Source organism: Arthrobacter sp. 2762 (assembly GCF_040548745.1).
Classification (GTDB): domain Bacteria; phylum Actinomycetota; class Actinomycetes; order Actinomycetales; family Micrococcaceae; genus Arthrobacter.
The window spans coordinates 241,070-264,570 of sequence record NZ_JBEPSI010000006.1; the positions used below are offsets into that span (position 1 = coordinate 241,070).

20 protein-coding genes are annotated in these 23,501 nt (G+C 62.6%); 5 read left to right on the forward strand and 15 right to left on the reverse strand.

The annotated features are described in order from the left end of the window. Positions 1 to 23 precede the first annotated feature (23 nt). From ABIE18_RS13490 to ABIE18_RS13520, 7 genes are all read right to left on the reverse strand, one after another. Positions 24 to 1,157, reverse strand: coding sequence for an FAD-dependent oxidoreductase (locus tag ABIE18_RS13490; RefSeq protein ID WP_499723263.1), 1,134 nt, complete (start codon positions 1,155 to 1,157; stop codon positions 24 to 26). A 108-nt stretch (positions 1,158 to 1,265) separates the two neighbouring features. Then, positions 1,266 to 2,177 (reverse strand): ABC transporter substrate-binding protein, encoded by a 912-nt coding sequence (locus ABIE18_RS13495; protein ID WP_499723264.1) that lies wholly within the window; start codon positions 2,175 to 2,177, stop codon positions 1,266 to 1,268. Between the two features lie 47 nt (positions 2,178 to 2,224). Further along, positions 2,225 to 3,631 (reverse strand): NAD(P)/FAD-dependent oxidoreductase, encoded by a 1,407-nt coding sequence (locus ABIE18_RS13500; RefSeq protein ID WP_499723265.1) that lies wholly within the window; start codon positions 3,629 to 3,631, stop codon positions 2,225 to 2,227. A gap of 52 nt (positions 3,632 to 3,683) precedes the next feature. Then, positions 3,684 to 4,418: an SDR family NAD(P)-dependent oxidoreductase gene (locus ABIE18_RS13505; RefSeq protein WP_499723266.1), complete on the reverse strand. Its 735-nt coding sequence runs from the start codon at positions 4,416 to 4,418 to the stop codon at positions 3,684 to 3,686. A 68-nt stretch (positions 4,419 to 4,486) separates the two neighbouring features. After that, the gene (locus tag ABIE18_RS13510) at positions 4,487 to 5,593 is read right to left on the reverse strand and encodes an alanine racemase (protein ID WP_499723267.1); all 1,107 of its coding nucleotides are present in this window, start codon (positions 5,591 to 5,593) and stop codon (positions 4,487 to 4,489) included. Positions 5,594 to 5,632: 39 nt separating this feature from the next. Continuing rightward, positions 5,633 to 6,103, reverse strand: coding sequence for a RidA family protein (locus ABIE18_RS13515; protein ID WP_499723268.1), 471 nt, complete (start codon positions 6,101 to 6,103; stop codon positions 5,633 to 5,635). A gap of 17 nt (positions 6,104 to 6,120) precedes the next feature. Further along, a complete protein-coding gene (locus ABIE18_RS13520; RefSeq protein ID WP_499723269.1) occupies positions 6,121 to 6,810 on the reverse strand; it encodes a haloacid dehalogenase type II in 690 nt (229 codons plus the stop codon). A 152-nt stretch (positions 6,811 to 6,962) separates the two neighbouring features. On the opposite strand from ABIE18_RS13520, the gene ABIE18_RS13525 reads away from it, so the two are divergent. Further along, positions 6,963 to 7,730, forward strand: coding sequence for a glycoside hydrolase family 16 protein (locus tag ABIE18_RS13525; protein ID WP_499723270.1), 768 nt, complete (start codon positions 6,963 to 6,965; stop codon positions 7,728 to 7,730). On the opposite strand, the gene ABIE18_RS13530 is transcribed toward ABIE18_RS13525, so the two are convergent. The 5 genes from ABIE18_RS13530 to ABIE18_RS13550 all read right to left on the reverse strand — a co-directional run bounded on the left by ABIE18_RS13530 (position 7,711) and on the right by ABIE18_RS13550 (position 13,060). Beyond that, positions 7,711 to 8,802: an ROK family transcriptional regulator gene (locus tag ABIE18_RS13530; protein ID WP_499723271.1), complete on the reverse strand. Its 1,092-nt coding sequence runs from the start codon at positions 8,800 to 8,802 to the stop codon at positions 7,711 to 7,713. The two genes, ABIE18_RS13525 and ABIE18_RS13530, sit on opposite strands and share 20 nt — an antisense overlap. 52 nt (positions 8,803 to 8,854) lie before the next feature. Beyond that, complete coding sequence (locus ABIE18_RS13535; RefSeq protein ID WP_499723272.1) at positions 8,855 to 9,781, reverse strand: ABC transporter substrate-binding protein; 927 nt, start codon at positions 9,779 to 9,781, stop codon at positions 8,855 to 8,857. A gap of 134 nt (positions 9,782 to 9,915) precedes the next feature. After that, positions 9,916 to 11,271: an aspartate aminotransferase family protein gene (locus ABIE18_RS13540; RefSeq protein ID WP_499723273.1), complete on the reverse strand. Its 1,356-nt coding sequence runs from the start codon at positions 11,269 to 11,271 to the stop codon at positions 9,916 to 9,918. Positions 11,272 to 11,300: 29 nt separating this feature from the next. Beyond that, positions 11,301 to 12,350: a phosphotransferase gene (locus ABIE18_RS13545; protein ID WP_499723274.1), complete on the reverse strand. Its 1,050-nt coding sequence runs from the start codon at positions 12,348 to 12,350 to the stop codon at positions 11,301 to 11,303. Between the two features lie 35 nt (positions 12,351 to 12,385). Continuing rightward, positions 12,386 to 13,060, reverse strand: coding sequence for a haloacid dehalogenase type II (locus ABIE18_RS13550; RefSeq protein ID WP_499723275.1), 675 nt, complete (start codon positions 13,058 to 13,060; stop codon positions 12,386 to 12,388). Between the two features lie 235 nt (positions 13,061 to 13,295). Here ABIE18_RS13550 and ABIE18_RS13555 point away from each other — a divergent pair, with 235 nt between their 5' ends. Then, the gene (locus ABIE18_RS13555) at positions 13,296 to 13,850 is read left to right on the forward strand and encodes a hypothetical protein (protein ID WP_499723276.1); all 555 of its coding nucleotides are present in this window, start codon (positions 13,296 to 13,298) and stop codon (positions 13,848 to 13,850) included. After that, positions 13,847 to 16,756, forward strand: a complete 2,910-nt coding sequence (locus tag ABIE18_RS13560; RefSeq protein WP_499723277.1) for an ATP-binding cassette domain-containing protein — start codon at positions 13,847 to 13,849, stop codon at positions 16,754 to 16,756. The genes ABIE18_RS13555 and ABIE18_RS13560 overlap by 4 nt, the downstream gene beginning before the upstream one ends. Here ABIE18_RS13560 and metH read toward each other — a convergent pair. Together metH and ABIE18_RS13570 are read right to left on the reverse strand one after the other, a co-directional pair. Next, positions 16,746 to 20,411 (reverse strand): methionine synthase, encoded by a 3,666-nt coding sequence (gene metH, locus ABIE18_RS13565; RefSeq protein WP_499723278.1) that lies wholly within the window; start codon positions 20,409 to 20,411, stop codon positions 16,746 to 16,748. The two genes, ABIE18_RS13560 and metH, sit on opposite strands and share 11 nt — an antisense overlap. 372 nt (positions 20,412 to 20,783) lie before the next feature. After that, complete coding sequence (locus ABIE18_RS13570; RefSeq protein WP_499723279.1) at positions 20,784 to 21,203, reverse strand: hypothetical protein; 420 nt, start codon at positions 21,201 to 21,203, stop codon at positions 20,784 to 20,786. Between the two features lie 451 nt (positions 21,204 to 21,654). On the opposite strand from ABIE18_RS13570, the gene ABIE18_RS13575 reads away from it, so the two are divergent. Both ABIE18_RS13575 and ABIE18_RS13580 read left to right on the forward strand, forming a co-directional pair. Further along, positions 21,655 to 22,830, forward strand: a complete 1,176-nt coding sequence (locus tag ABIE18_RS13575; RefSeq protein WP_499723338.1) for a WD40/YVTN/BNR-like repeat-containing protein — start codon at positions 21,655 to 21,657, stop codon at positions 22,828 to 22,830. A 7-nt stretch (positions 22,831 to 22,837) separates the two neighbouring features. Then, entirely contained in the window at positions 22,838 to 23,125 is a 288-nt protein-coding gene (locus ABIE18_RS13580) for a MoaD/ThiS family protein (RefSeq protein ID WP_499723280.1), read from the forward strand. A gap of 26 nt (positions 23,126 to 23,151) precedes the next feature. Here ABIE18_RS13580 and ABIE18_RS13585 read toward each other — a convergent pair whose 3' ends face one another. After that, entirely contained in the window at positions 23,152 to 23,388 is a 237-nt protein-coding gene (locus ABIE18_RS13585) for a hypothetical protein (RefSeq protein ID WP_216924635.1), read from the reverse strand. Positions 23,389 to 23,501: the final 113 nt, after the last annotated feature.

The window sequence follows — 23,501 nt, forward strand, 5'->3', positions numbered from 1 at the left end:
GTCGATTGTCGATTATACCGAGGCTAGCTCGTCCTGAACCGTTCCGGGCGTACGAATTCCAGGCCATCGAGTGATTGTTTGCCGAGCGCCTCGTACGCGGCGATGTGGCCGAAGCCGGTGGCATTTTTGAATCCGCCTCCGGAGAAGCCTGTGGCGCAGTAGATTCTGCTTGGCCCGCCGAGCCAGCCCAACAACGGGTTCCGGTCCTCGGTGTAGAGGTCCGGGAAGGCGTCGGAGCGGATGATGCTGGGAACCAGGCCGGGGAGGAATTCGCTGACGGTTTCCAAAGTGTCGGCAATTTCGGCTGTTGAGAGCTCTCTGGGGAAAGCATCGGGGTCCGTCGTCACCGTGCCCCTGCCGTCGAGGGTGGCTTTGACCGTAACGCCGTCCACGGCGGGTGCCCCGTACATGGAGCGGTCCTCGTACATCCGGCTGAAAGTGGGGAACTTCTCCGGGGTGAACTGGGCTGCGTCGCGGGCAACGAACCAGCTCAGGAAAACCCTGCGGGTTTCCGTGTGTGCCTTCAGGTAGTCAGGCATGAGCCGCTGGGACCAACCCCCTGAGGCGACGATGAGGTTCTCGAAGGTCCAGGACTGTTCGCCGGAGGTGACGACAACGCCGTCGCGGGTTTCCCGGATGCCGGTAACAGGAGTGTTGTTAACGACCGTTGCGCCGTTGGCTTGTGCAGCGGCAATGGCTGCCGTTACTGCCCGGTCGGTCCGTAGGACCCCGGCGTTGGGGTCGAACACGGCGGAGTCGTCAGCCCGGAGGTTGTGCTGCGGGTAGCGTTCGGCCATTTCCTCATAGCCCAGGATCTGGTGGGCAGCCCCATTGGTATGGGCAGTCTCCAGAACGCTGCGGAGGTATGGCCCATCGGTGGTGCCGATGGAGAGTCCGCCGCAGCGGGTGAGGATGTCCTGTCCGGTTTCTGCTTCGAGTTCCGCCCAGAGATCGCGTGAGCGTTTCAGGATGGGGTAGTGCGCGGGGCTGCCGCGGTAGATCATGCGGAACAGTCGCGTGTCCCCGCCTACGGCGCTGCGTCCATGGGCCGGGGTGTGTGCTTCGAAACCGACCACGGAATCGGAAAGACGGGAGGCCTGCCAGAGCGCCATGCTGCCGATGCTGCCCAGCCCGATCACGGCGAGTTTTCCGTCCATGCTTAGAGCACCTCGATATCTTCATTCATGAACAACAGGGTGTCTGCTGTTGGGCGGGCGAAGCCCTTGCTTCTGTGACTGATGGTTTGCATGAGGGGAGCACGTCTCCTAGTTGAGCTTGGCATCGGTGATGGCACCGGATTCGAGGCCCCAATTCGAGAGGGACTTCTTGTACTCCGGGCTGTTCAGGACGGACTGGACGGCGGCCTGGAGGGCGGGGGTCAGGGGAGAACCCTTCTTCAGGCCGATAGCCGTCACGTCGCTGGAGCCGACGTTGACCTGGGGAGTCAGGATGGTGAACGATTTGGGCTGCTGCTTCTCGGCCCAGGCGAGGGAGGTTGTGTCGTAGAGGATGCCGTCGATTCGCTTGGATGCCAGCTGTGTCAGGGCCTCCTGGACGTTGGGAAGGGTCACGGCGTTGATGGCTGGTTGTCCCTTGGAGGTGCAGGTCTGCTCCGAGAGGGCCGGGAGTCGCTTGAGTTGGCCTGTGGAGCCGGCTGTGACGGCAATGTTCTTGCCACACAGGGTTTCGTTGGTGAGCTTCAAAGGATTTCCAGCGGCCACGGCCACGGAGTTGCCGGCCTTGAAGTAGTCGATCATGTCCAGGACCTTCAGCCGCTCCGGCGTTGGTGCCATGGTGGTGACGGTGAAGTCGTACCGGCCACCGTCAATGCCAGGAATGATGGTGTCGAAGACGGTGTTCTCGAACTTCAGCTTCAGGCCGAGCTTCTTTGCCACCAAGCGGGCAATGTCCGGGTTCAGGCCGATCGGCGTCGAGTTGTCTTCAGCAAGGAATGTCGTCGGCGGGTAGTGCAGGTCCATGGCTACAGTCAGTTCGCCCTTGTCCTTATAGGACGCGGGCAGCAGGCTCACGGCCTTTTCGTCAGGCTGGACGCCCTCGGAGATGTCGGCCGTTTTCGGATCTGTTGGGGAGGTGCTTGTTGCCCCGCCACACCCGGTGAGGGCCAGCAGCATTGCAAACCCTGCGGCTGCAGCCTGGATCTTGCTTATGGTCTTCATGGTGTACCTCCGGAGGGCGTTTCAAATGAAGGTTCTTGGATGGTGCATTATTCGTGGAGTCCGGCGAGCCTGCTGCCGAATCTGGCCAGGAGGGACGTCTTGGTGGAATCCTTGCGCTCTTCCCACTGATCAGCAAGACCGAAAAGCCGGTACATGCCGTGAACACCCATCCAGCGAATGGGTTCCGGTTCCCATTTCCGTGCGCGGTAGCCAACCCAAGGGAGCGTGGTCCGTTCCGTTTCCCGTTCGAAGGCCAATTCCGCGAGTGTCCGCCCGCCCACGTAGGCCGCTGTAACACCGTGTCCGGCATAGCCGGTGGACGAGCCAATTCCGGATGCCTGGCCCCACTGCACGCCGCCGTTCCAGTCACGGGTGACGCCCAGGACTCCGGACCAGGCGTGGTCGACTTCGAGGTGGATGCCCGGGAAGAAGGACCGAAGCTTTGTGGAGATCAAGTCAACGGTGGACTGGGCTGTGGCACCGGCGCCCCCTGTACCGGAGCCGTAGCGGTAGGGCCTTCCGCGGCCGCCAATGGCGATGCGGCCGTCTGCTGTTCGCTGCGAATAGATGAAAGTGTGCGCGGAATCGCTAAGGCACTGAAGCCCGTTCCAGCCGATCTGCTGCCAGGCATCCTCGGAGAGTGGCTTGGTCACGATCATCGAGGAGTTGATCGGTATCAAGGCCCTGCTACCCAGCAGCTGACCGGAGTACCCTTCCGTGCAGATGAACGTTTTGGCCGCCGAGACCCGTCCACTGGCCAAGGTCAGGGTTTTGCCGTCGATGCTGTTTATCCGGCTGTTTTCGTAGATCGCCACCCCCATGGACGTCAGGGTGTCCGCCAGGCCGTAGACAAGTTTCGCCGGATGAATGCGGGCGCAGGGCTTGTAGAAGAGCCCGCCGTGGACGGTGGAGATGTTGATCTTGCTCTGGAATTCGTCCCGGTCGAGCAAGCGGACTTCGTCTTCGGTCAACCCATACTTCCAGTCGGCGTCACGCCGGGCTGCCAGCCGGCCCAGCCCCGCCTTGGTGTGGGCAGCGACGAGCGCGCCGCCCTTGTGCTGGTCCGCGTCGATACCCTCGGCCTGAAGGATGTTAAGGACGGAGTCGACGCCGGTCACGAACTCCTGCTGTAATGCCCGGCTTGCGTCCAGCCCTTGTCCGGATGCGCGGGCGAAGGTGGCCCGGTTTCCTGGGGGCATCGCTGAAAGCCAGCCGCCGTTTCGCCCGGAGGCTCCGTAGCCGATCTGTTCCGCCTCAAAAACCGCCACCGAGAGTGAGGGCTCGAGCTTCTTGGCGAAGTACGCAGCCCAGAGGCCTGTGTAGCCACCGCCTATGATTGCCAGATCCACGGAGCCTTCGTCTTCGAAACGCGGGTACGTTGGCCGGTTTTCTGCGAGTCCGGCCATCCAGAAGCCGAGGTCTCCGTTTCGGGGTGTTGCTGTGAGGGCTTTCATCTTTGTCCTACTTTGTGGGGAGTTGGTGAGCCAGTGGAAGGCGGTGCGGTGCTTAGAAAGCGGTGTAGCCGCCGTCGACGGGCAGTACAGCGCCCGTGATGTAGGACGATTCCGGGGACGCCATGAAAAGTATGGCGTCGGCAATTTCTTCGGGAGTGGCCAGGCGCCGGAGCGGGATCTGGCCCTCGCGTTCTGCCCGGTATGCCTGGGGATCGGGCCTGCGCTGGAACGATGCCTCGATGACCGGGGTGACGGTCAGTCCCGGCGCGACGACGTTGACGCGGATGTTGCGTGAGGCCCACTCGATTGCAGCTCCCTTGGCGAGCATGATGAGGCCACCCTTGGCCGCGGAGTAAAGGACTTCATCGGGCTTGCCAACCATGCCCAACCGTGAACTGACCAGGACGAACGAGCCTCCCGTAGCAGGCATCAACGGTGCAAAATGCTTCATCATCAGGAAGGCACTGAGGAGGTTGCTGTGGAGCACGTTTTTGGCATCTTCATACGCCATCTCCGTCAGCGGGCCGCTTACTTGCAGGCCGTGGTTAAGGACGACGACGTCCACGGTGCCGAACGCTTCGGATGCCTGGCGGGCGAGGCTTTCGACGAATGCCTCCTCATTGAGATCTCCGGGGACGTACACGTCATCAGGTTGGGCGCTGTCGAGTTGCTCCCTGCGGCCGGTGAGCAGCAGCCGGGCGCCTTCGCGGCGGAAGTGGGAACTCACTGCTTCCCCGATTCCGCTGCTGGCGCCGGTTATGACGGCAGTGGTCTTATCAAGTCTCATGGTGGTCAGTCCTTGTACGGTATGTTTCTTGGGTTGCGGGCTGGGGCCGGACATGCCGTCCCCCACGATCAGCTGAGGAATCCGCGGGCATCCACCCGCCACCGCTCCAGCGATGTGCCCGTGCTGTCAGTGACGATGTACTCCTCGAAATTGACCACGACCGGGCAAACGTGGTTCGGCACGATCGGGAGCACCGTGCCGATGCCCGGGTGGAACTCGCCGGCCGGCAGGGGGAGGAACCCGTGATACTCGTTGAGCTTCGACAGAACGGCAGACGTGCCGGGGACGGCGCCATAGCCGATCTGCGGGCTGCCTTCCCGACTTAGTGCTTTGGTGCCTACATCGAGAATGACCTGATCGGGAACCCAGTCGCTGACCACTGTGCCGGCGACAAACAGGGCGATCTGGTCTTCGGTGCAGGCCCCGAGCCGGGTGTTGTTCAAGTCATTGAACACGTATTCGCCGGGCCTGATCTCGGTGATCACGTTGCTCGTGGCGTACTCGATGGTGGGTGTTGAGCCCGCGCTGACGACGTCTGCGCTGATACCCACAGCGCCGAAGCTCCGCACCGCTGTGGTGAGCGCGGCTTCCTGGTCCATGGCGGCACGCTGACGGGCGTCCGGGCTGGCGCTTCCATGACCTGGATAGGTGAAGACGCCCACCGGCACCAGTCCCCGCCTCCGGGCGGCGGCGGCAAGTTCGCCGGCGAACTCGGGTGGTGCACCGGAACGACGTGCTCCGCAGTCCACCTCAATCACAACCTGGAGCCGTTCGGCCTCGGATCCCATCGCATCAGCAAGGGCATCGATCGCCGCGAAATTGTCGACGCCGACCCGCAGCCGGGTGGTTACCGCAAGTTTGCGGATGCGAAGGCCTTTCGTTCCCGAAGGCCAGATGGGGTAGGCGATAAAGATATTGTCGAAGCCGGCTGCGGCGAAGACTTCGGCCTCACCAACGTTGCCTGCGGTGATTCCCACAGCTCCGGCCTTGACCTGGCGACGACCGATTTCGACGCATTTATGCGTTTTTACATGCGGTCTGATATCAAGGTCCTGCTGGGCAGCAAAGGCCTGCATGCGGTCGATATTGTCCTGCATAACGTCCACCAGCACGATCGGCGCCGGGGTGTCGACCCGCTCGACCAGAGCGTTGAGTGCTCCCTGGATACGGTTCACGCTGTTCTCCTCATGAATTTGCCGCCAACATGTCCGTGCCTAAGCGGCTGTGCAGATCATCTGGATCTCTACCGGAGTGTTGGCCGGCAGCCCGGCGACGCCGATTGCTGTGCGGGCGTGCCGGCCGTTCTCCCCCAACACTTCGATGAGCAATTCGCTGGCCGCGTTGGCGACCCTCGATTGCAGGCCGAAGTCCGGTGTGCTGGCCACGAACACCAGCATCTGCACGATCCGGACCCGCTCCAGGTCTCCCAGGGCCTGCACAGCCGCAGCAAGGCAATTGAGCGCGGCATGGCGGGCGAGCTCCCGCGCTGTCTCCAGCCCCACGTCCCGGCCGACGACGCCTTGGCCCAGCAGCACGCCGTCCTTGTAAGGCAGTTGGCCGGCGATGTGGATGCTGGAACCCACCGCGCGGTGGTCCACGTAGTAAGGGCTATCAGCAAGGGCTGGAAGCTCCAGGCCCATGGCCCGGAGTCGATCCAAAGCCGAGCCCGCCGTAGTGACGCTCATCTGTAAACGAGTCTTTCTTACGAAGCAGCAGGACGCGGAAGGCCGAAGAGGACAGGGAGCTCGGCAATGTCGGTGATCCGCTCGTAGCCGAGCCAGTGCTCGTCGTGTTCGAAGCCACGGTCTACATACACCTTGTTCTTGATGCCAAGGATAGATGCGGAGCGCAGGTCGTACATCGGGCTCGCAGAGACGTGAACAATCTCGTCGGGCGTGACGCCAAGCTTGTCGAACATGTACTCAAACGCTCCGAGACGGGGCTTGTACATGCCCATCTGCTCGGCGCTGATGACGGTTGCGAACGGAGCTTGGAGGTTCTCCGAAAGCCGCTCAGCATGCACGGTGTCGCTGTTGGTAATGATGACCAGGGGGACTGCCTCCGCCAGGCGGTTCAGGGCCTCGGTCACGCCTGGGTACGGGCCCCACGTGGGGACAATTTCGTAAACCGCCCTTGCGTCGGCCTCGCGGTACTCAAGGCCGAGCCTGCGTGAGGCGCGTTCCATGGAGTTGGCGATGATTTGGTGGAAGGGCTTGTAATCGCCCATGCACTCATCGATCCGGTATGCCTTGGTGGCCTGCAGGTATTCATCGGCGAGCTCCGCCGGGAGACGTTCGCCCAGGACCGCGCGCGTCGCGTCGGCGATAGCGAACTTGATCAGTGTTCCGTTCATGTCGAACGTTGCGAACTTCGGCTTGATGTCGAATGCCATTTTTTCCTCCAGTTTGATTTTGGTTGTTCTCGTCGATTGTCGACGAGATGCTCTTGAGAAGTACCGTCGATTGTCGACAATACGCGGGTGGGTTGTAGATTGTCAACGTTTTGTCCGAAAACTGCTGGGTCCTATTCAACTAGGATTTGCTGGTGACCGCAGAAATCATTGATGAGCGCTTTACCGATTCAACGCTGAACCCTGCCCTTTGGGTTGAGCACTACCTTCCCCAGTGGACCGAGCCGGGCCGGTCCCGGGCCCGCTACGATTTCGACGTTGACGGATTGCGGTTGCGTATTGATGCCGACCAGCCTGCCTGGCGTGAAGCCGACGGTCCCTTTCGGGTCAGTAATCTCCAAACGGGAACCTTCTCCGGGGGGCTTGGGACCACGCGGGGAACACACCGCCACCGGCTCGATGGACTGCACGTGGTGACTCCCCAGCCGACACGCAGGTTATGGACACCAGTCACGGGCGAGGTCCAGGTAAGGGTGAGCGCAAGCGCGGATCCGACCTGCATGCTCGCAATATGGTTGGTGGGATTTGAAGAGTCCAGTCCGGCCGATTCCGGGGAGCTCTGCATCGCCGAACTTTTCGGTGACAAGATCGCGCCAGACAGCAGCACCGTTCGTGTCGGGATCAAGGCACACCACGACCCCCGGCTGACCACCGACGTCCGGGACATCCAGCTGCCCATTGATGCCACCAGGCCGCACACGTATGGTGTCCGCTGGTCTGGGACTGGAGCGGAGTTCTCCGTTGACGGGCACGTCATCATGTCCAGCCCACAGGGTCTCGCCTACGAGCAACAATTGATGATTGACCTCTTTGAATTCCCCGCTACGGAGCAGCGCGAAGCAGAAGACTATCCAAAGACCGCGCGGGTTCATTCCGTGGTTGCTACTGGGCTTCGAGCATAGAGTCCCGCAGCCGCGACTGGACCAATGCCAGTCCCGCATACGCAGCTCCTTGGGCCACTGATAGTCCGACGACCTGCGGCACCACCCTGATCCCAGGAACTACCGGAAGGCTTTGTGCCAGCCGCCGTTGCACCTCCGGAAGGACTTCGTCCACGAGCGGGCTCAGGCGGCCCACGAAATATACGGACTCGGGGTCAAGCGTCACGGCAACGGCCCCGACGGCGGCGACCACCGCCGTCGTAAATGCCTCCATCACTTCCGCGTGGGCCGCCGCATCCTTCGGCTGGGACGTGAGTGCCTGGATGTCATCCAGGTCCAGTCCCCGTCCTCTGGCGAAGTGGAGGAGTCCCTTTGTGCTTAACAGTCCCTCCAATGTCTCGTGGCCAACACCGGAGAAGAGAACCTCACCGAGGTGGCCGAAAGCCGAAGTCCGCCCTTTGGCGATTTCATGATCAGTGCAACTGGCGAAGCTCAGTTCGGTACTGAGCATGAACAAGACAGCGTTTCCTATGGTCGCGTCGTCCTTCAGGATCCCCCGGAGGGAGGCACTGGCATCGCCCTCGAGCAGGACGGGAGCATTCAACCGACCTTCAATGGTCTTTTGAAGAATTGCCGTACCCGTGCGGACACGCCCCGGCAGGGCGGCGACGATTTGGCGCAGTGGCCCCTCGGCGGAATCGCTGGTATCCACAACCAAGTCCAGCAACCACTCGGCAGTGGCTTCCTCATCGCCGCCCTCCAGGCTGGGCACGATCACGTGCCTGACCTCGCGGCCCCTCAGGTCCGTCACCAGGATGCATGTGGTCCGTGCTCCGAACGAAATGCCCACAACATGCCCTGCCGTGCCGGGCACATCCAGATAGGTGGAGGGCCGGCCACGACGCGCAACCGCATTGACTCCCTGTTCGACGACGAGACCGTCGTAACGAAGCTCATCCACCTTCCGGGATACCGTGGCCTGGCTTAATCGCGTCAGCTCGATGAGCCTGGTACGCGTCAAGGGCGCCTCTGAAAGGACAGCATCAAGAACCCAAGCCTTGGTGTAGTCCCTTGCGGTGGGATTGGTACGCATAGCACAACCTTAATGAGATATCAGAGCGAAGCCGGGACGTAAGGGGCCGGTACTAGCGGATCTTGGCCTCAGTAATAGCCGATTCTCCCAGGCCCCAGTAGTCCAGGGACTTCTTGTATTCGGGGGATTCCAGAACGGATTGGATTGCTTTCTGGAGTGCCGGGGTCAGGGGGGACCCCTTCTTCACGCCCATGGCGACATTGGTATCAGTGCGGGTATCCATGCGCGGCTGCAAGGTGGTGAAGTGGTTGGGCTGCTGATCGTTGGCCCACGCCAGGGCACTGGCATCGTAAAAGACAGCGTCGATCCGCTTGGAGTCCAGTTGTGTCAGGGCTTCCTGGACGTTGGGCAGGGTGATGGCGTTGATGGCGGGCTTGCCCTGGGAGGTGCAGGTCCACTCCGAGACATTGGGCAGGTGCTTCAGTTGCTGTGTTGAGCCCTTGGTCACACCAACGTTCTTGCCACAGAGCGTGTCATTGGTCAGGTTGAGCGGGTTGTCCTTCGCTACGGCTACGGCCGAGCCTCCCTTGAGATAGTTGATCATGTCCAGCACCTTCAGCCGCTCGGCTGTAGCGGACATGGTCGTGGCGGTGAAGTCGAAGCGGCCGCCGTCGATGCCGGGAATGATGGTGTCGAACGCCGTGTTCTCGAACTTCAGCTTCAGACCGAGCTTCTTTGCTACCAGGCGGGCAAGGTCCGGGTTCACGCCAATGGGGGTTTTGTTGTCCTCGGCGAGGAACGTCATCGGCGGGGAGCTCAGGTCCATCGCGACCGTCAGCTCGCCCTTGTCCTTGATGGCCTTCGGCAGCAACGCCACCGCGGCGGCGTCCGGCTGGACACCCTCTGAAATGTCACGGGTGTTCTGTGTCTTCGGAATCTCCGTCGCTTCAGTCCCTGTTGCGGCGCCACCGCATGCAGTCAGGGCCAACAGGACAGCGAGCCCCGCAGCGGCTGTTTGGATCTTGTGTGTCGTCTTCATGGTGCAACCTTTCAAGTGATTTCGGCTGGTGTAATACACAGAGTGCTTTCACGGTGGAAGGCACAATCCCCAAGCATTTGGTGTCAGCGCCAGGCTGGCCTGTTTGTTGTTGCGCCCCTGTTTGTTGTTGCGCCCTAGCGCAGTGCCGTGAAGGCACGGCCTATTCCTTCGAGCAGGCGATCGGCGTCGTCGCTGGAAAAGGGCATTGGCGGACGGAGCTTCAGGACGTTGCCCTGGGCGCCGCAAGCCGAGATCAGGATCCGGTCCCGCCGGAGGGCATTGACGATGCTGGCGGCGGCCTCCCCGTTGGGTGTGAGGGTGGATCGATCGGTCACGAGATCGACGCCGATGAAGAAGCCGCTTCCGCGTACTTCTGCCACCTGGTCCAGATTCTGGGTGAGGTCCTTCAGGCCGGTGAGGATCTTTCCGCCAACCTTCAAAGCGTTGTCAATGAGTGATTCCTCCCGGATGACGTCCAGGACGGCCTGGGCTGCCGCTATGGCTACTGAATTCCCGCCGAAGGTGTTGAAGTAGCGGATGTTCTTCCCGAACTCCTGCAGCAATTCGGGCTTGAAGATGGCTGCCGCTACGGGAATGCCGTTACCCATGGGTTTGCCGATGGTCACGATGTCGGGGACGATTCCGTGGCGCTGGAAGCCCCACCATTTCTCACCCGTCCGGCCGAATCCTGGCTGTACTTCGTCGGCGATGTACAGGCCGCCCGCGGCATGGATCTCTTCGACGATGGGGCGAAGGAAGCCTGGGGGACCGGCGAAGACACCGTCGGAGGAGAAGATGCTGTCGGCGATGAAAGCAGCCACCCCGATTCCATGCCGGTGCAGGTCAGCGATGGCTGCACGCACCTGGTCCCGCAGGTGGTCCTCCAACGAGCCTTGATTTGATGAATAGCGCAGGGCGTCCGGGGCGTCGATAACCCGCACGTTCGCACCCAGGGGCACACCCTTGCCCAAGGATGGTGAGAACGAAGAGACCTCGGCGGTAAGGCCGTGGTAGGCGCCAGCCGTGACGATGATGCCCTGCTGTCCGGTCACATATTTTGCGACGCGCATCGCGAGGTCATTGGCTTCTGAACCGGTGCAAGTGAACATGACGTGGCCAAGCTCGGCGGGGAACGTTGAAAGAAGCTGCTCCGAGTAATCCAGGATGGACTCTTGGACGTAGCGGGTGTTGGTGTTCAGCGTCTGCATCTGCTGGTGTACAGCCTCAATGACACGCGGGTGGCCGTGACCGACGGAAGGGACGTTGTTGTAAACGTCCAGATATTCATTGCCATCCCGGTCAAACAACGTGACGCCCTTGCCACGAACGATTTCCAGGGGCTCGTCGTAGAAGAGCCTGTAACCAGGCCCCAGACTCTTGTCCCGGCGTCGAATGCTCTTCTGCATCTGGTCCGGGAGCTCGTCCAGGCGGCTGGGATCGAAGCCGTTAACCATGGGTTTGGACGGCTTGCGGATTGGGGAAGTACCCATGTTTTCTCCTGGAAGCTAGGCGGTGGGGTTCATGGTGTGAAAGAAAGTTCTGGTGCCGGGGCCGCGGCAGTGGAGGCGAGCCGGTCCCAGTCGGGTTTTGAGTGGGAGAGGAGATAGTCGCGCCTTTGCGGCAACTGGCTTGCGCGCCACTGGGTTATCAGGGCCCGCAGCAGCAGGCGCGCCTGGGCGGAGACGATCAGGGCCTCCAACTCCTGCCCCGGCAGGGGGAGGATGCTTCGATAGCCGTTCATGACGTGGAGTGCGTGCTCCCAGGGGTGGCCCGGGTCTGCCCCCAGCAGGTTGGCCATGGTGACGCTGATGTCGAAGATTACCGGGGTCCGCACGACGTCCCCGAAATCGATAATCCCCGTCACGTAATCGGGCCTGCCGGGGTTGACCAGGACATTGAACGGACTGAAATCCCCATGGATAACCTGGGACGTCAGCGTGCCGAGGAGCGGAACCACCTTGTCGTCGAACTGATCGAAAATGTCCTCCGCGAGGGATCGTTTTTCCTTCTCATCGACATAGTCAAGAAGCGGGCGCATCCGGTGAAAATGCTTGAGGTCCCAGAGGAGCAAACGGTCCGCGCGAGGATGATCGAAGTCCTGCAAGGCAATCCCCAGGCGGGCCAGGCTTGAGCCCACCAATCGAAGCTGGCCAGCCGACGCGTCGTGATTGGCCAGCAAGTCCCCAGGCAGGAAGCGCATCACCCGCAGTATCCGATCAAAGGCACCCGCAGGCTCCGGAATGAGGACTTGCGGCTCTCCGCCAAGGCTCCTGACAAGACGCTGAACTGGAAGTTCAGGGGCAGTCCGTTCCAAATGCTCCATGCAAGCCGTTTGGAGGTGGACGATCACTGGATCCTCATCCGAGGGTGAAATCTTCACCAGATACGTTTCGTCCCCGTCCCGGAGCCGGAAAGTCTCATCCTTTTCGGTGGGAATCCGGACCAGCGTTCCCTTCAGGCCGTAGAACTGTTCAAGCAGCTCCAGGACAGCGGGGTCAGCGAGCTGCGGATGCTCCGCCAGGAGTCCACTCTCTGATGCCACTGCTTGGATAAAAGCAGAATCGCTCATTTCACCCTTTCATCGACGGAGAGCCAGCAACCGGTTTAGAGACCGAGGTGCTTGTTGATCTCGTCCAGGGACTTAACGCTGTTGTAGTCATAGCCGCCGGTGATGGGGTCGTAGCCGCGGTCCAGCACCCAGAGGTTACGGAAGCCCATGTCGTGCATCGGGTGCATGTCATACCGGGTGTGCGAGGCGATGTGCAGGAAGTCTTCCGGCTTGGCGTTCAGGGTATCGAGCATGTACTCGAAGGCCTGGTAACGCGGCTTGTAAGCCTGGGCCTGCTCGGCGGTCAGCACGGCGTGGAAGTCCGCACCGAGTTTGGGGATGCTGATCTCCAGGAAGCTGTCGTCGGCGTTGGATAGAGCCACCAACTTATAGTTATCGCCCATGAGCTTCAGCGGCGCCGGCACGTCGTCGTGGGCGTCAAAGCCGCGGACAGCGTCAGCGAACTCTGCCCCTGCTCCCGGGGTTGGTCCAATACCGAAAAACTTGCAAACCCGGTCAAAGGAATTCTGAAGGATTTGCTCGTACGGCTTGTAGTCGCCAAGGACCTCGTCGAAGCGGTACCCGCGGAACACCTTCTTGAACGCAGGCCACTGCTCTTCAGGCAGACGGCCCGCGAGCAGCCGGCGGGTAGTTGAATCCGTATCCCAGTTGATCAGTGTGCCGTAGATGTCAAAGGAGATGTACTTCGGTCGGGCGTCAGTTGTAGCCATGATGGGTCCCTTCAGTGGAGGTGTTAGGAGAGGGGCCTCGCTCGTTTCTGGCGGTTCGCCTTCCGATACGAGCGAGTGGAGGTTTTTGATTCACTATGAATCTAAATGCCCGACTGTCAATTGTCAACAATTTCTTCGAGATATGTCCAGAGGTTCCAGCGCCAGAGCAGCGCCACCCAACGTCACACAACCCGCCACATCCAAATCCAGCCAAGCAACGTCCTACCCTTGACTCGTGACTTTTACCAAGATCCGCACCGCCGCAGCGAGCTCCCTCGCCGCCGCTGGTCTCCTGATTACCCTCGCCGCCTGTTCCACGCCGGCCGCCACCCAGCCAAGCGCCTCCGCCCCCGCTTCTGAAGCAAGCGCTTCAGCCACTGCTGCTGGACCCTGCAGCGGCGTGAAGATCATTGTCGATTCCGGCGCCCTGAAGCAACCCGCCGCCGACAAGACTGTTTGCGTGGCGGTTGATGCGCCGACGACCGCTGCCAAGGTCCTGGAGCAGGCCAACGTGAAGACCGAGGGCACGACCCAGTACCCCACCGAACTGGTGTGCCGGGTCAACGGCGTGCCGGCTGCCGACTCCGACATCACCCATAAGGGCGGCACATACCGCGAAGAATGCAGCAAGATGCCCGCGGCCTTTGCCTACTGGTCCATTTGGGTCAAGCCGGCCTCCGGTGACTGGGCCTACGCCCAGGAAGGCCTCGCCACCCAACAGGTGAAGCCAGGCGAGAGCCTCGAACTGCTGTACACCATCGACGGCGCACCGGCCGCACCCAAGGCATGACCTTTCGACCCGCGCCGTTACGCGCTGCCGCGGCGCTTGCCGTCGTATTCATAGCGGCGCGGGTCATCTACCGCATCCTTTTCAACGGAGCGGGCATCGTTGGGCCGGTGCTGCTGGAGTTGCCGTCAGTGCGGCTGCCCGCCCCATACGCCCATGTGGTCTTCCTCGGACCAGTAACATCGCCTGGTTTGTGGGAGGCGGTTGCTTCAGCCCTGCCGATTGCCGGGATCATCTTCGCCTTCGGACTGCTCAACTCCTTCGTGGACGTGGCAAGGGGCTTCATGCGGCTGGCCCGCGGCGGTCCATTCCAGGGCATAGCCCGCACACTTGTGGTGGCTTGGGCGGCGCTCCCCGCGCTCGCCGACGCCGTTGCCTCCGTCCGCTTGGCCTTCCGGTTGCGGGGCGAACGCCTGGGGCCTCGAGCCCTTGTTCCGGTACTTGAGCGAACTCTTGAGCACGCCAGCCGGGTAGCCGCGGCCTTGGAATTGCGCGGCTTCGGGAGCAGGGCGGCACACCAACCCGGCAGCGAACCCGGGATGCCCCTTGAGATCAGGGACGCCCAATTCCGCATCGGCGACACCCGGCTGCAGGTCGAAAACTTCAAGCCAGGCACCGGGACAGTAACGGTTGTTACCGGGCCCACCGGCTCCGGCAAGTCCACCATCCTGCGGGGTATTGCGGGCCTCCTTTCACACGTCGACGGCGGAGAACTCACCGGCAGGGTCCGTGTCGCCGGAGTGGACCGTGCCGGAGCACCCCCGCGCGATACTGCCGGCATCGTCGGCGTTGTCCTGCAAAACCCACGTGCCGCGTTCGCCAGCACCCGCGTCCGGGACGAAATCTCACTTTCGCTTGAACTGCGCGGTGTTGCAGCCGGCATCGCCAGTGCCCGCACGGTGGAGGTCGCGGAGTGGATTGGAGTGTCGGCGCTCCTGGACCGGAACCTGAACTCCCTCTCGGCGGGCGAGGCAACGCTCGTCGCAATCGCCGCCGCCGTGGTGGAGCAGCCGGCCCTGCTCTTGGTTGACGAGCCGCTTGCTGATCTCGACACCACAGCCCGGGCCCGCGTCATCGCCGTACTCGACGCCCTCGCCCATGGATCGGGCATCTGCATCATTGTGGCTGAGCATCGGGCGGAGCCGCTGTTGTCGGTCGCCGATTCGTGGTGGAGAATTCACGACGGCGGCCTGGTAGCAGGCGCCGCACCAGCACCTTCACGCCCGGGTGGGATCCGTCCGACATCGGCGCCCTCACCGACCTCGGCACCAGCACCGGAGGACCCGCCGGTGCTGGCCGCGACAAAGCTCGCGGTGCACCGTAACGGCAAGCCGCTCGTCCGCGAAGCCTCCCTGGCCCTGGGCCGTGGCGAAGTGGTTGCCTTGGTCGGCCCCAACGGGGCCGGGAAGTCCTCGCTCCTGGTGGCCCTCGCGCTCGGAGAAGGAACCAGCGGCACTGTCGACGGCGGCCGGGTCGCCTTGGTTCCGGACGCCTCTGACGACCTTTTCACGCGGGACACGGTGGCTGCCGAACTCCGGGCGGCAGATCGACGCGAAGCGCGCGCCCGGCGTAAATCAGGCGGGAATGGCTCGGACAGGACCGCGCCAGCACCGGCAGCATCACGCCTGGCCCGATTCCGTGGTGACGTTCGGATTCCGATAGGAAACGAGCACCCGCGGGACCTGTCGGCCGGAGAGCGCCGTATCCTCGCCATCGCCCTGCAGACCGCCGATGGTCCCCAAGCCCTCCTTATTGATGAGCCCACCCGTGGGCTCGATCCGGAGGCGCGCGCAGGAGTCTCGGCCGCCTTGCTCGTATTGGCGGACACCGGCGCAGCGGTCCTGATCGCCACGCATGACCTCGATTTCGCCCACGGCCTGGGGGCCCGGATCGTGCAGATGGACGAAGGCGTGGCGCCGGCTGAACCAATACCGGGCGTTCCTGCCCGGGAAGACATCACGTCAGTGACGGCGGCCGCGCTTGTGAGGCCCACTCTGCGCGTTAAATCCGAGGATCGGGGCGTAGAGCGGGCCCCGCAACGCCACCTCCGCTTGCCACGGGCCTTGGAGATCGCAATTCTCGCGGCTGCCAACGTTTTGGCCCTGGGCGCGTTCTGCTGGCCATTGCTCGCCGCGGCCCTACCCGAGGATGCGGCCGCGGCCGTACCGTTCGCGGCCCTGGCAATTGCACCCCTTGCCGTTGTGGGCATTGTCGTGGCCCTGGACGGCTCGGTCCGTTCCGCACACACCGTGGCCCTGCTGGGCGTCCTGGCCGCCGTCGGTTCGGCAGTTCGCGTGGCGAGCACCGGCGTCGGCGGAGTCGAAGCAGTGTTCATCCTGCTGATCCTGGCCGGCCGCGCCTTCGGTGCCAGATTCGGAATGCTCCTTGGCGCGGCCACAATCGCAGTCTCCAGCGCACTGTGGAGCGGCATCGGCCCTTGGTCGCCGTTCCAGATCTTCGCCTGTGCCTGGGTGGGGGGGGGCGCGGGCCTGTTGCCGCGCCGGGTTCGCGGACGTGCTGAGCTATGGATGCTTTGCGGCTATGGCGTGGTGGCGTCCTACGTTTTCGGCCTGCTCACCAATCTGTGGTTCTGGCCTTTCGCTGTCGGTGCCGGAACGGGTATTTCCTACGCGCCCGGCGCCTCACTGGCCACCAACCTCAGCAGCTTCCTGCTCTACTCCCTCGTGACCTCGACTGCGGGATGGGACACCCTGCGTGCCATCACCACGATCATCGGAATCGCTGCTGTGGGACGGGCTATCCTTGCCGCCTTCAGGCGCGCGAAGCCGGTCTCCAGCCCGGGAGGTCAAACCACCCGGGCTGAGGACGCTGGATTCAGGAAGACGGGCACAACGAATGCCCGCCCCCAACATCCCAAAGCCAAGGACCGGCGCCAAGTCACACCTTGAAGTACTTGGCCTCCGGGTGGTGGAACACGAACGCATCCGTGGACTGCTCCGGGTGCAGCATCAGTTCATCGCTGAGGACCACGCCCATCCGTTCCGGTTTCAGCAGCTCAGTGACCTTGCGGCGGTCCTCCATGTCCGGACAGGCCGGATATCCCAGCGAGAAGCGCGCACCGCGGTAGTCGAGCTTGAAATAACCGGCTTTGTCCTTCGGCTCTTCGGCTGCGAAACCCAGTTCGGAACGGATCCGTGCATGCCAGAATTCAGCCAGCGCTTCGGTGAGCTGCATGACCAGGCCATTGAGCTCGTAGTAGTCGCGGTACTGGTTGGCCGCGAACATCTTGGACGTGAACTCCTCGATCTTGGCACCCGCCGTGACCAGCTGGACCGGCAGGACGTCGACCTGGCCCGATTCACGGGAACGAACAAAGTCGGCGAGGCACAGGTGCCGGTCCCGGCGCTGGCGTGGGAAGTTGAACCGCAGCCGCTCGGTGCCGATTGAACCGCCTGAGCCACCATCGGGGGCGAGCAGGCCGGGAGTGCCGAGGACGCCGTCGAGGTCCTCGCCATGGTGCAGCACCACCACCTGTTCGCCCTCAGAGACCACCGGGAAATAGCCGTAGGCGACCGACGCATCGAGCATTCCCTCCGCGAGGATCCGGTCCAGCCAGTACCGCAGACGCGGCCGGCCTTCGAGTTCCACCAGTTCGTCGTAGGAGGCGCCGTCGTCGCCCCGCCCGGGCTTGAGCCCCCACTGGCCCATGAAGGTGGCGCGCTCATCGAGCAAGGCAGCGTAATCGTGCAATGCGACGCCGCGCACAATGCGCGTGCCCCAGAACGGTGGAGCGGGCACGGGGTTTTCGGTGGTGACGTCGGACCGGCCGGGCATTGCCTCCGGTTCGGTCACCGTGAACTTCGGGCCACTCTTATGGATCCGCTTCTTCAGTGGCGGGAGTCCGACCGCGTCCGGGTCAGCGCCGCGGGCCACCTGCACCAACGGTTCCATGAGTGCCAAGCCCTCAAACGCGTCTTTGGCGTACCTGACGGTCCCTTCGAACTGCTCCGCCAGGTCCTGCTCCACGTAGGCGCGCGTCAGTGCCGCACCGCCAAGGATGATCGGCCACTTTTTCGCCAGGCCCCGGGACTGGAGCTCGGCAAGGTTTTCCTTCATCACGACGGTGGACTTCACCAGCAGGCCAGACATCCCGATCACGTCGGCGTCATGCTCCTCCGCGGCGGCCATGATCTCGGCGATTCCCTGTTTGATGCCGATGTTGACCACTTTGTAGCCGTTGTTGGTGAGGATGATGTCCACGAGGTTCTTACCAATATCGTGCACGTCGCCGCGGACGGTGGCGATTACCATGGTGCCCTTGCCCGATGAATCCGACTTCTCCATGTGCGGCTCAAGCAGTGCGACCGCGTTCTTCATCACCTCAGCGGATTGCAGCACGAACGGAAGCTGCATCTCGCCGGCGCCGAAGCGCTCACCAACAACCTTCATGCCCTCCAGCAGTTGGTCGTTGATGATGCCGAGCGGGGTCATGCCTTCGCTGCGTGCGAGGTCGAGGTCCTCCTCGAGGCCCTTGCCTTCACCGTCGATGATGCGCCGCTGCAGGCGTTCGCCGGTGGGCAGTGCAGCGAGTTCCGCGGCGCGCTGGTCCTTGAGCGCGGCGCTGTCGACGCCGGCAAACAGGTCAAGCATGATGGCCAAGGGGTCATAGGTGACGTTGCCATCGGCGTCGTACTCGCGGCGGTCCCACACGAGGTCCAGGGCCACCTTGCGCTGTTCATCCGGCAGCGATGCAAGCGGGACGATCTTGGCGGCGTCGATGATGCCGCTGGACAGGCCGGCCTGGACGGCCTCGTGCAGGAATACTGAGTTCAGCACCATACGCGCGGCAGGGTTCAGGCCAAAGGACACGTTCGAGACGCCGAGGGTGGTCTGGATGCCGGGATACTTCGTGGTGATCTGGCGGATGGCCTCAATGGTTTCGATGGCGTCCCGGCGGGTTTCTTCCTGGCCGGTGGCAATGGGGAACGTCAGGGCGTCCACGATGATGTCTTCGACGCGCATCCCCCATTCGCCCACCAGCGCGTCTACGAGGCGGGAAGCGATGGCCACCTTGCCTTCGGTGGTCCGGGCCTGGCCCTGTTCGTCGATTGTCAGGGCAATCACGGCAGTGCCGTGTTCCTTCACAAGCGGCATGATGCGCGCAAAGCGGCTGTCGGGGCCGTCGCCGTCCTCGTAGTTGACGGAGTTGACCACTGGGCGGCCGCCGATGTGTTCAAGTCCGGCCTGCAGCACAGGCGGCTCTGTGGAGTCGATGACCAACGGGAGGGTGGAGGCCGACGCGAAACGCGAGACGATCTCCTTGATGTCTGCAACGCCGTCGCGCCCCACATAATCGATGCAAACATCGAGCAGGTGCGCGCCGACCCGGACCTGCTCGCGGGCAATATCCACGCAGTCGTCCCAGCGCTCTTCCAGCATCGCTTGGCGGAACGCCTTGGAACCGTTGGCGTTGGTTCGCTCACCAATGGCAAGGTAAGCCGACTCCTGGTCGAACGGAACGTGGTGGTAGAGGGATGCGACGCCGGCCTCCCGCTCGGTGGGGACCCGGCCGCCGACGCTTTTCGTGCCGCCGGTGACGGACCCGGCGTCGGGCGCGTTGCCATTGGTGCGGAAGGGCTCAAGACGTTCGACGACGGCGGCCATGTGCTCCGGCGTCGTACCGCAACAGCCGCCCACCAGGCCCAAGCCGAATTCACGCACGAACTGCTCGTGCGCGGTGGCGAGTTCCGTGGGGGAGAGCGGATAGTGCGCGCCGTTCGCGCCGAGGATCGGCAGCCCGGCGTTCGGCATGCAGGCGATAGCGACCGAGGACTGCTTGGAAAGGTGCCGCAGGTGCTCGCTCATCTCATCCGGTCCGGTGGCGCAGTTCAGGCCGATGGCATCGACGCCCAACGGCTCCAAAGCGGTGAGTGCAGCGCCGATTTCGGAGCCCATCAACATGGTTCCGGTGGTTTCCACCGTCACCTCCACGAAGATGGGGAGGCGGACGCCTCGGGAGACAATCGCCTGCTTGCAACCGTTCACGGCGGCTTTGGTCTGCAGGAGGTCCTGGCTCGTTTCGATGAGGAATGCGTCGGCTCCGCCGTCGATGAGCCCTTCGGCCTGCAGGGCAAAGGTCTTCTTGAGGTAGTCGTAGCTTGTGTGGCCGAGGCTGGGGAGCTTGGTGCCCGGACCCATGGACCCCAGGACCCAGCGCTCGCGGCCGTCCTTCGCTTCAGCTGCCTCGGCGCGTTCGCGGGCGATCTTCGCGCCCTTGTGCGCCAGCTCCTCGATGCGGTCATCGATGCCGTAGTCCGAGAGGTTGGACCAGTTCGCCCCGAAAGTGTTGGTTTCCACGGCGTCGATGCCCACGGCAAAGTAGGCGTCATGGATGTCAGCGATGACATCCGGGCGCGTGTCGTTGAGGATCTCGTTGCAGCCTTCGAGGTTTTGGAAGTCGGCCTCAAGCGACAATTCCCGGTCCTGCAGCATCGTGCCCATCGCGCCATCAGCAATGACGACACGCTGGTTCACCGCGTCAAGAAGGGACTGGGAACGGGCAGGACGGGGGACAGAATCAATGTCGAGCGCAAAACGGGCCATATAGAAAGAGTACGGGTGGGGTCCGACACACTACGGAGTATTTCTGTGTACTACGACGGGTGGTCGCCCCGGGGTCCGCCGAGGTCGAGCCCACAGGCCAAGCGTCCGGAGGGCCCTTGTCTTTCGTCAGATAATTGAGGGCGCCCGGGTCTCCAATGCGAAACTTTGAAACTTCTGAGAGAAGAGGTGTGCGGCCTCGCATCTCAGGAACGAATTGCGAACTGAACCGGGGCCGCACCCGGGCCTAGCGTCCACGCTGGCCTACCAATGAACCCGATGCGTCAGACGCCAACTGCAGACAACACGAAGCAGCCACCCTGCTGCCAAAGGGTGGCTTCCTACGTCAAACGGATTCGTCTATTTGAACGTATCCTACGGTGCGGCTTTGCCGACTGTGCGTTGACCGATGACGGTCGTACCGTCTTCAGCGTAGAGCTTCAAAACGCGGCCAGCGCCGTCCTTCCGAGCATTCTGCATCTGGATGGCTTCTTCCGGCGACTTAGGTGTTCCCTGATCCAGATCAGCCTTCTTTAGATAGCCGATCTTTCCGTCGTCCCCGACGGATCTGATGAGATCTGGTTCCTCGGCCGGTGTCCGCGCCTCCATTGCGGACCCGTAGGTCTCACCCCGCGCGTTCTTCGGGAAGTCCACCTTGTCTCCTTGTTCAATTTGGACAGTAGGTGCCCCGGCGTTTGCCGTGGTGATGGTAAACCCGACCACACCGCCGATTGCAATAGCGATGGCAGCGGCGGCGACGCCAAAGGCCTTGCGATGCTTAGTAAATGATTTCATGCCTGGAGCCCCCCGTAGGCTGCTGGTGTCCAGTGAGTGTAGTAGTAGTTGTAGCCGTTGCCGTTCCAGGCACCGACGACACCATAGGACTGGTAGGCCCCATAGCCGCATGAAAGCCACACACCGTTATCAAGCTGGTGGGCGACTATGTCGTTGTAAACATCCCACGAACCTCACCAACTGATGGTGTAGCCATAGTTCTTAATGGAAGTGGCCCTATCGCTCATGCTGCCTAGCCTTTTCATACGTTTCCCCAATCTAAAGTGACCCAGTTCAGTGGCGCGCTTGCCAGCGAACAGAAGGGTTGCCCGGTTGCAACACACCTTCACGAATATGTAGTGCGCGGAGTGCCGAAACGTGACGCGGGTCTCGTCTATGGTCGGCTTCAAACCAGCGCGGTTATCCACAAGCTCCAAGGAACCCGTTGCCACCCATGTGCCCTGATGGTTCGATGGGGTTCATGGCTACCGCAGAAAGTTATGTCCTAGCGATCGGGACCAAGAAAGGTTTGTGGCTTGCAACCAGCCCGGACCGCAAAGAATGGTCCCTCTCCAGCCCGCACTTCCTGATGAGCGAGATCCCCAGCATTGGGATAGACACCCGGGACGGCAAAACCAGAATCATGGTAGGGGTGCGTTCGGAGCACTGGGGACCCACCGTTGCCCATTCCGATGACCTCGGTGCAACGTGGACCGAGCCCGAGCAGGGCGCCATTAAGTTCCCGGACGGCACGGACGCCGCGCTGGAACGCATCTGGCAGATCTACCCCGACACCGAGTCCCGCCCTGGCGTGGTTTGGGCCGGGTGCGAACCGATTTCAGTGTGGAAATCCACCGACGGCGGTGAGCACTTCGAGCTGAACCGCGGACTGTGGGACCACCCCCACCGCAGCGAGTGGGGTGCCGGCTACGGGGGAGCGGCGGCGCACTCCATTGTGGTTGATCCGTCAGGGGAGAAGGTCCACGTCGCCATGAGCACGGGCGGCGTTTACAGGTCGCTCGACGGCGGCACCTCCTGGGAGCCCCGCAACAAGGGAATCTCGGCCTACTTCATGCCCGATCCCAACCCCGAGTTCGGCCAGTGCGTCCACAAGATCGCCGCGGATGCCGCCGTCGAGGGCCGTTTGTACGCACAGAACCACCATGGTGTGTACCGCACGGACGATGACGGGGAGAACTGGAACTCCATCGCGGACGGGCTGCCCGCGGACTTTGGTTTCGTGATGCTGACCCATCCCCGGCGCGAGGGGACCGCCTGGGTCATCCCACTTAAGGCCGACGGCGAACGCATCCCGCCGGACGGCAAGCTGAGTGTGCACCGCACTGAGGATGCCGGTGGAACGTGGAGAGAGCTTCACACTGGTTTGCCGGACCACGAATACAACGCTGTGCTTCGCGATGCTGCATCCGTGGACACCGCCGAACCGACTGGAGTGTACTTCGGAACCCGCGGCGGAGCCGTGTACGCCAGCGCCGACGAGGGCGAGACCTTTACTGAAGTGGCCTCGCACTTGCCGGACGTGCTGTGCGTGCGTGCCGCTGTCGTGGTTGGGAACGGCAGCGGCGTAGCAGAGGCCACCGGAGAAGCGGCCGTTAGCGAATCAGCCAGCGCCCCGGTACCTGGTTAGGCCCGTTGTGGCTGACTTTACGGTGGTGTTGCCGGGTGTCCTGCAGCCGCTCGTCGGCGGACAGTCCTATCTGACTGCGTCCGCCGACGGCGCTGTGACCGTTGGACAGTTGCTGGACTCGGTAACCGGAGAATATCCGGTGCTGGCCAGGCGTTTGCGTGATGAAACCGGTGCCCTCCGCCGTTTCGTGAATATTTACGTGAACGGTGATGAGGTCCGGCGTCTGAATGGTCTTGATACGGAGGTCGCGGCCGGCCAGGAGGTCTTGATTATCCAGTCCGTGGCAGGCGGCTAAGCGGGTGTTTGGGGTCAAGCCGGGGTTCAGGCGACGCGCCAAACACTGCATTCGTCGGTATTGATTGCTTTCCTCATCCCGGAGACGTGGTCCATGATCCAGACAACGCCGATTCCCGGCGCTGTTTCCTGGACCCGTCCGCGGCGGATGACCACGTCGTCGTAAGCGGGACCAACGGACATGCGGGCCTCGATCTCGTCTCCGCGGTGGAGCTGGCTGATCGCGCGTATACGTGTTGTGTGAGTGGTGACTTCCTTCAGCATGGTGTCCTCCTGAACTGGAGCTGGTGCCTGCACTTGCCGGCTATTCCAGTGTGGCGGGGCATTGTTGCCGGAGTATTTCGGCGTGGTTAGGGTCCGGTAAGCATTCCGGGATG

Coding starts and splice junctions, on each gene's coding strand:
- ABIE18_RS13530 (WP_499723271.1), bottom strand. CDS start 8,802: ATGCGTACCAATCCCACCGCAAGGGACTACACCAAGGCTTGGGTTCTT.
- ABIE18_RS13495 (WP_499723264.1), bottom strand. CDS start 2,177: ATGAAGACCATAAGCAAGATCCAGGCTGCAGCCGCAGGGTTTGCAATG.
- ABIE18_RS13515 (WP_499723268.1), bottom strand. CDS start 6,103: ATGAGCGTCACTACGGCGGGCTCGGCTTTGGATCGACTCCGGGCCATG.
- ABIE18_RS13500 (WP_499723265.1), bottom strand. CDS start 3,631: ATGAAAGCCCTCACAGCAACACCCCGAAACGGAGACCTCGGCTTCTGG.
- ABIE18_RS13575 (WP_499723338.1), top strand. CDS start 21,655: ATGGGGTTCATGGCTACCGCAGAAAGTTATGTCCTAGCGATCGGGACC.
- ABIE18_RS13560 (WP_499723277.1), top strand. CDS start 13,847: ATGACCTTTCGACCCGCGCCGTTACGCGCTGCCGCGGCGCTTGCCGTC.
- metH (WP_499723278.1), bottom strand. CDS start 20,411: ATGGCCCGTTTTGCGCTCGACATTGATTCTGTCCCCCGTCCTGCCCGT.
- ABIE18_RS13545 (WP_499723274.1), bottom strand. CDS start 12,350: ATGAGCGATTCTGCTTTTATCCAAGCAGTGGCATCAGAGAGTGGACTC.
- ABIE18_RS13585 (WP_216924635.1), bottom strand. CDS start 23,388: ATGCTGAAGGAAGTCACCACTCACACAACACGTATACGCGCGATCAGC.
- ABIE18_RS13540 (WP_499723273.1), bottom strand. CDS start 11,271: ATGGGTACTTCCCCAATCCGCAAGCCGTCCAAACCCATGGTTAACGGC.
- ABIE18_RS13490 (WP_499723263.1), bottom strand. CDS start 1,157: ATGGACGGAAAACTCGCCGTGATCGGGCTGGGCAGCATCGGCAGCATG.
- ABIE18_RS13570 (WP_499723279.1), bottom strand. CDS start 21,203: ATGAAATCATTTACTAAGCATCGCAAGGCCTTTGGCGTCGCCGCCGCT.
- ABIE18_RS13520 (WP_499723269.1), bottom strand. CDS start 6,810: ATGGCATTCGACATCAAGCCGAAGTTCGCAACGTTCGACATGAACGGA.
- ABIE18_RS13550 (WP_499723275.1), bottom strand. CDS start 13,060: ATGGCTACAACTGACGCCCGACCGAAGTACATCTCCTTTGACATCTAC.
- ABIE18_RS13505 (WP_499723266.1), bottom strand. CDS start 4,418: ATGAGACTTGATAAGACCACTGCCGTCATAACCGGCGCCAGCAGCGGA.
- ABIE18_RS13535 (WP_499723272.1), bottom strand. CDS start 9,781: ATGAAGACGACACACAAGATCCAAACAGCCGCTGCGGGGCTCGCTGTC.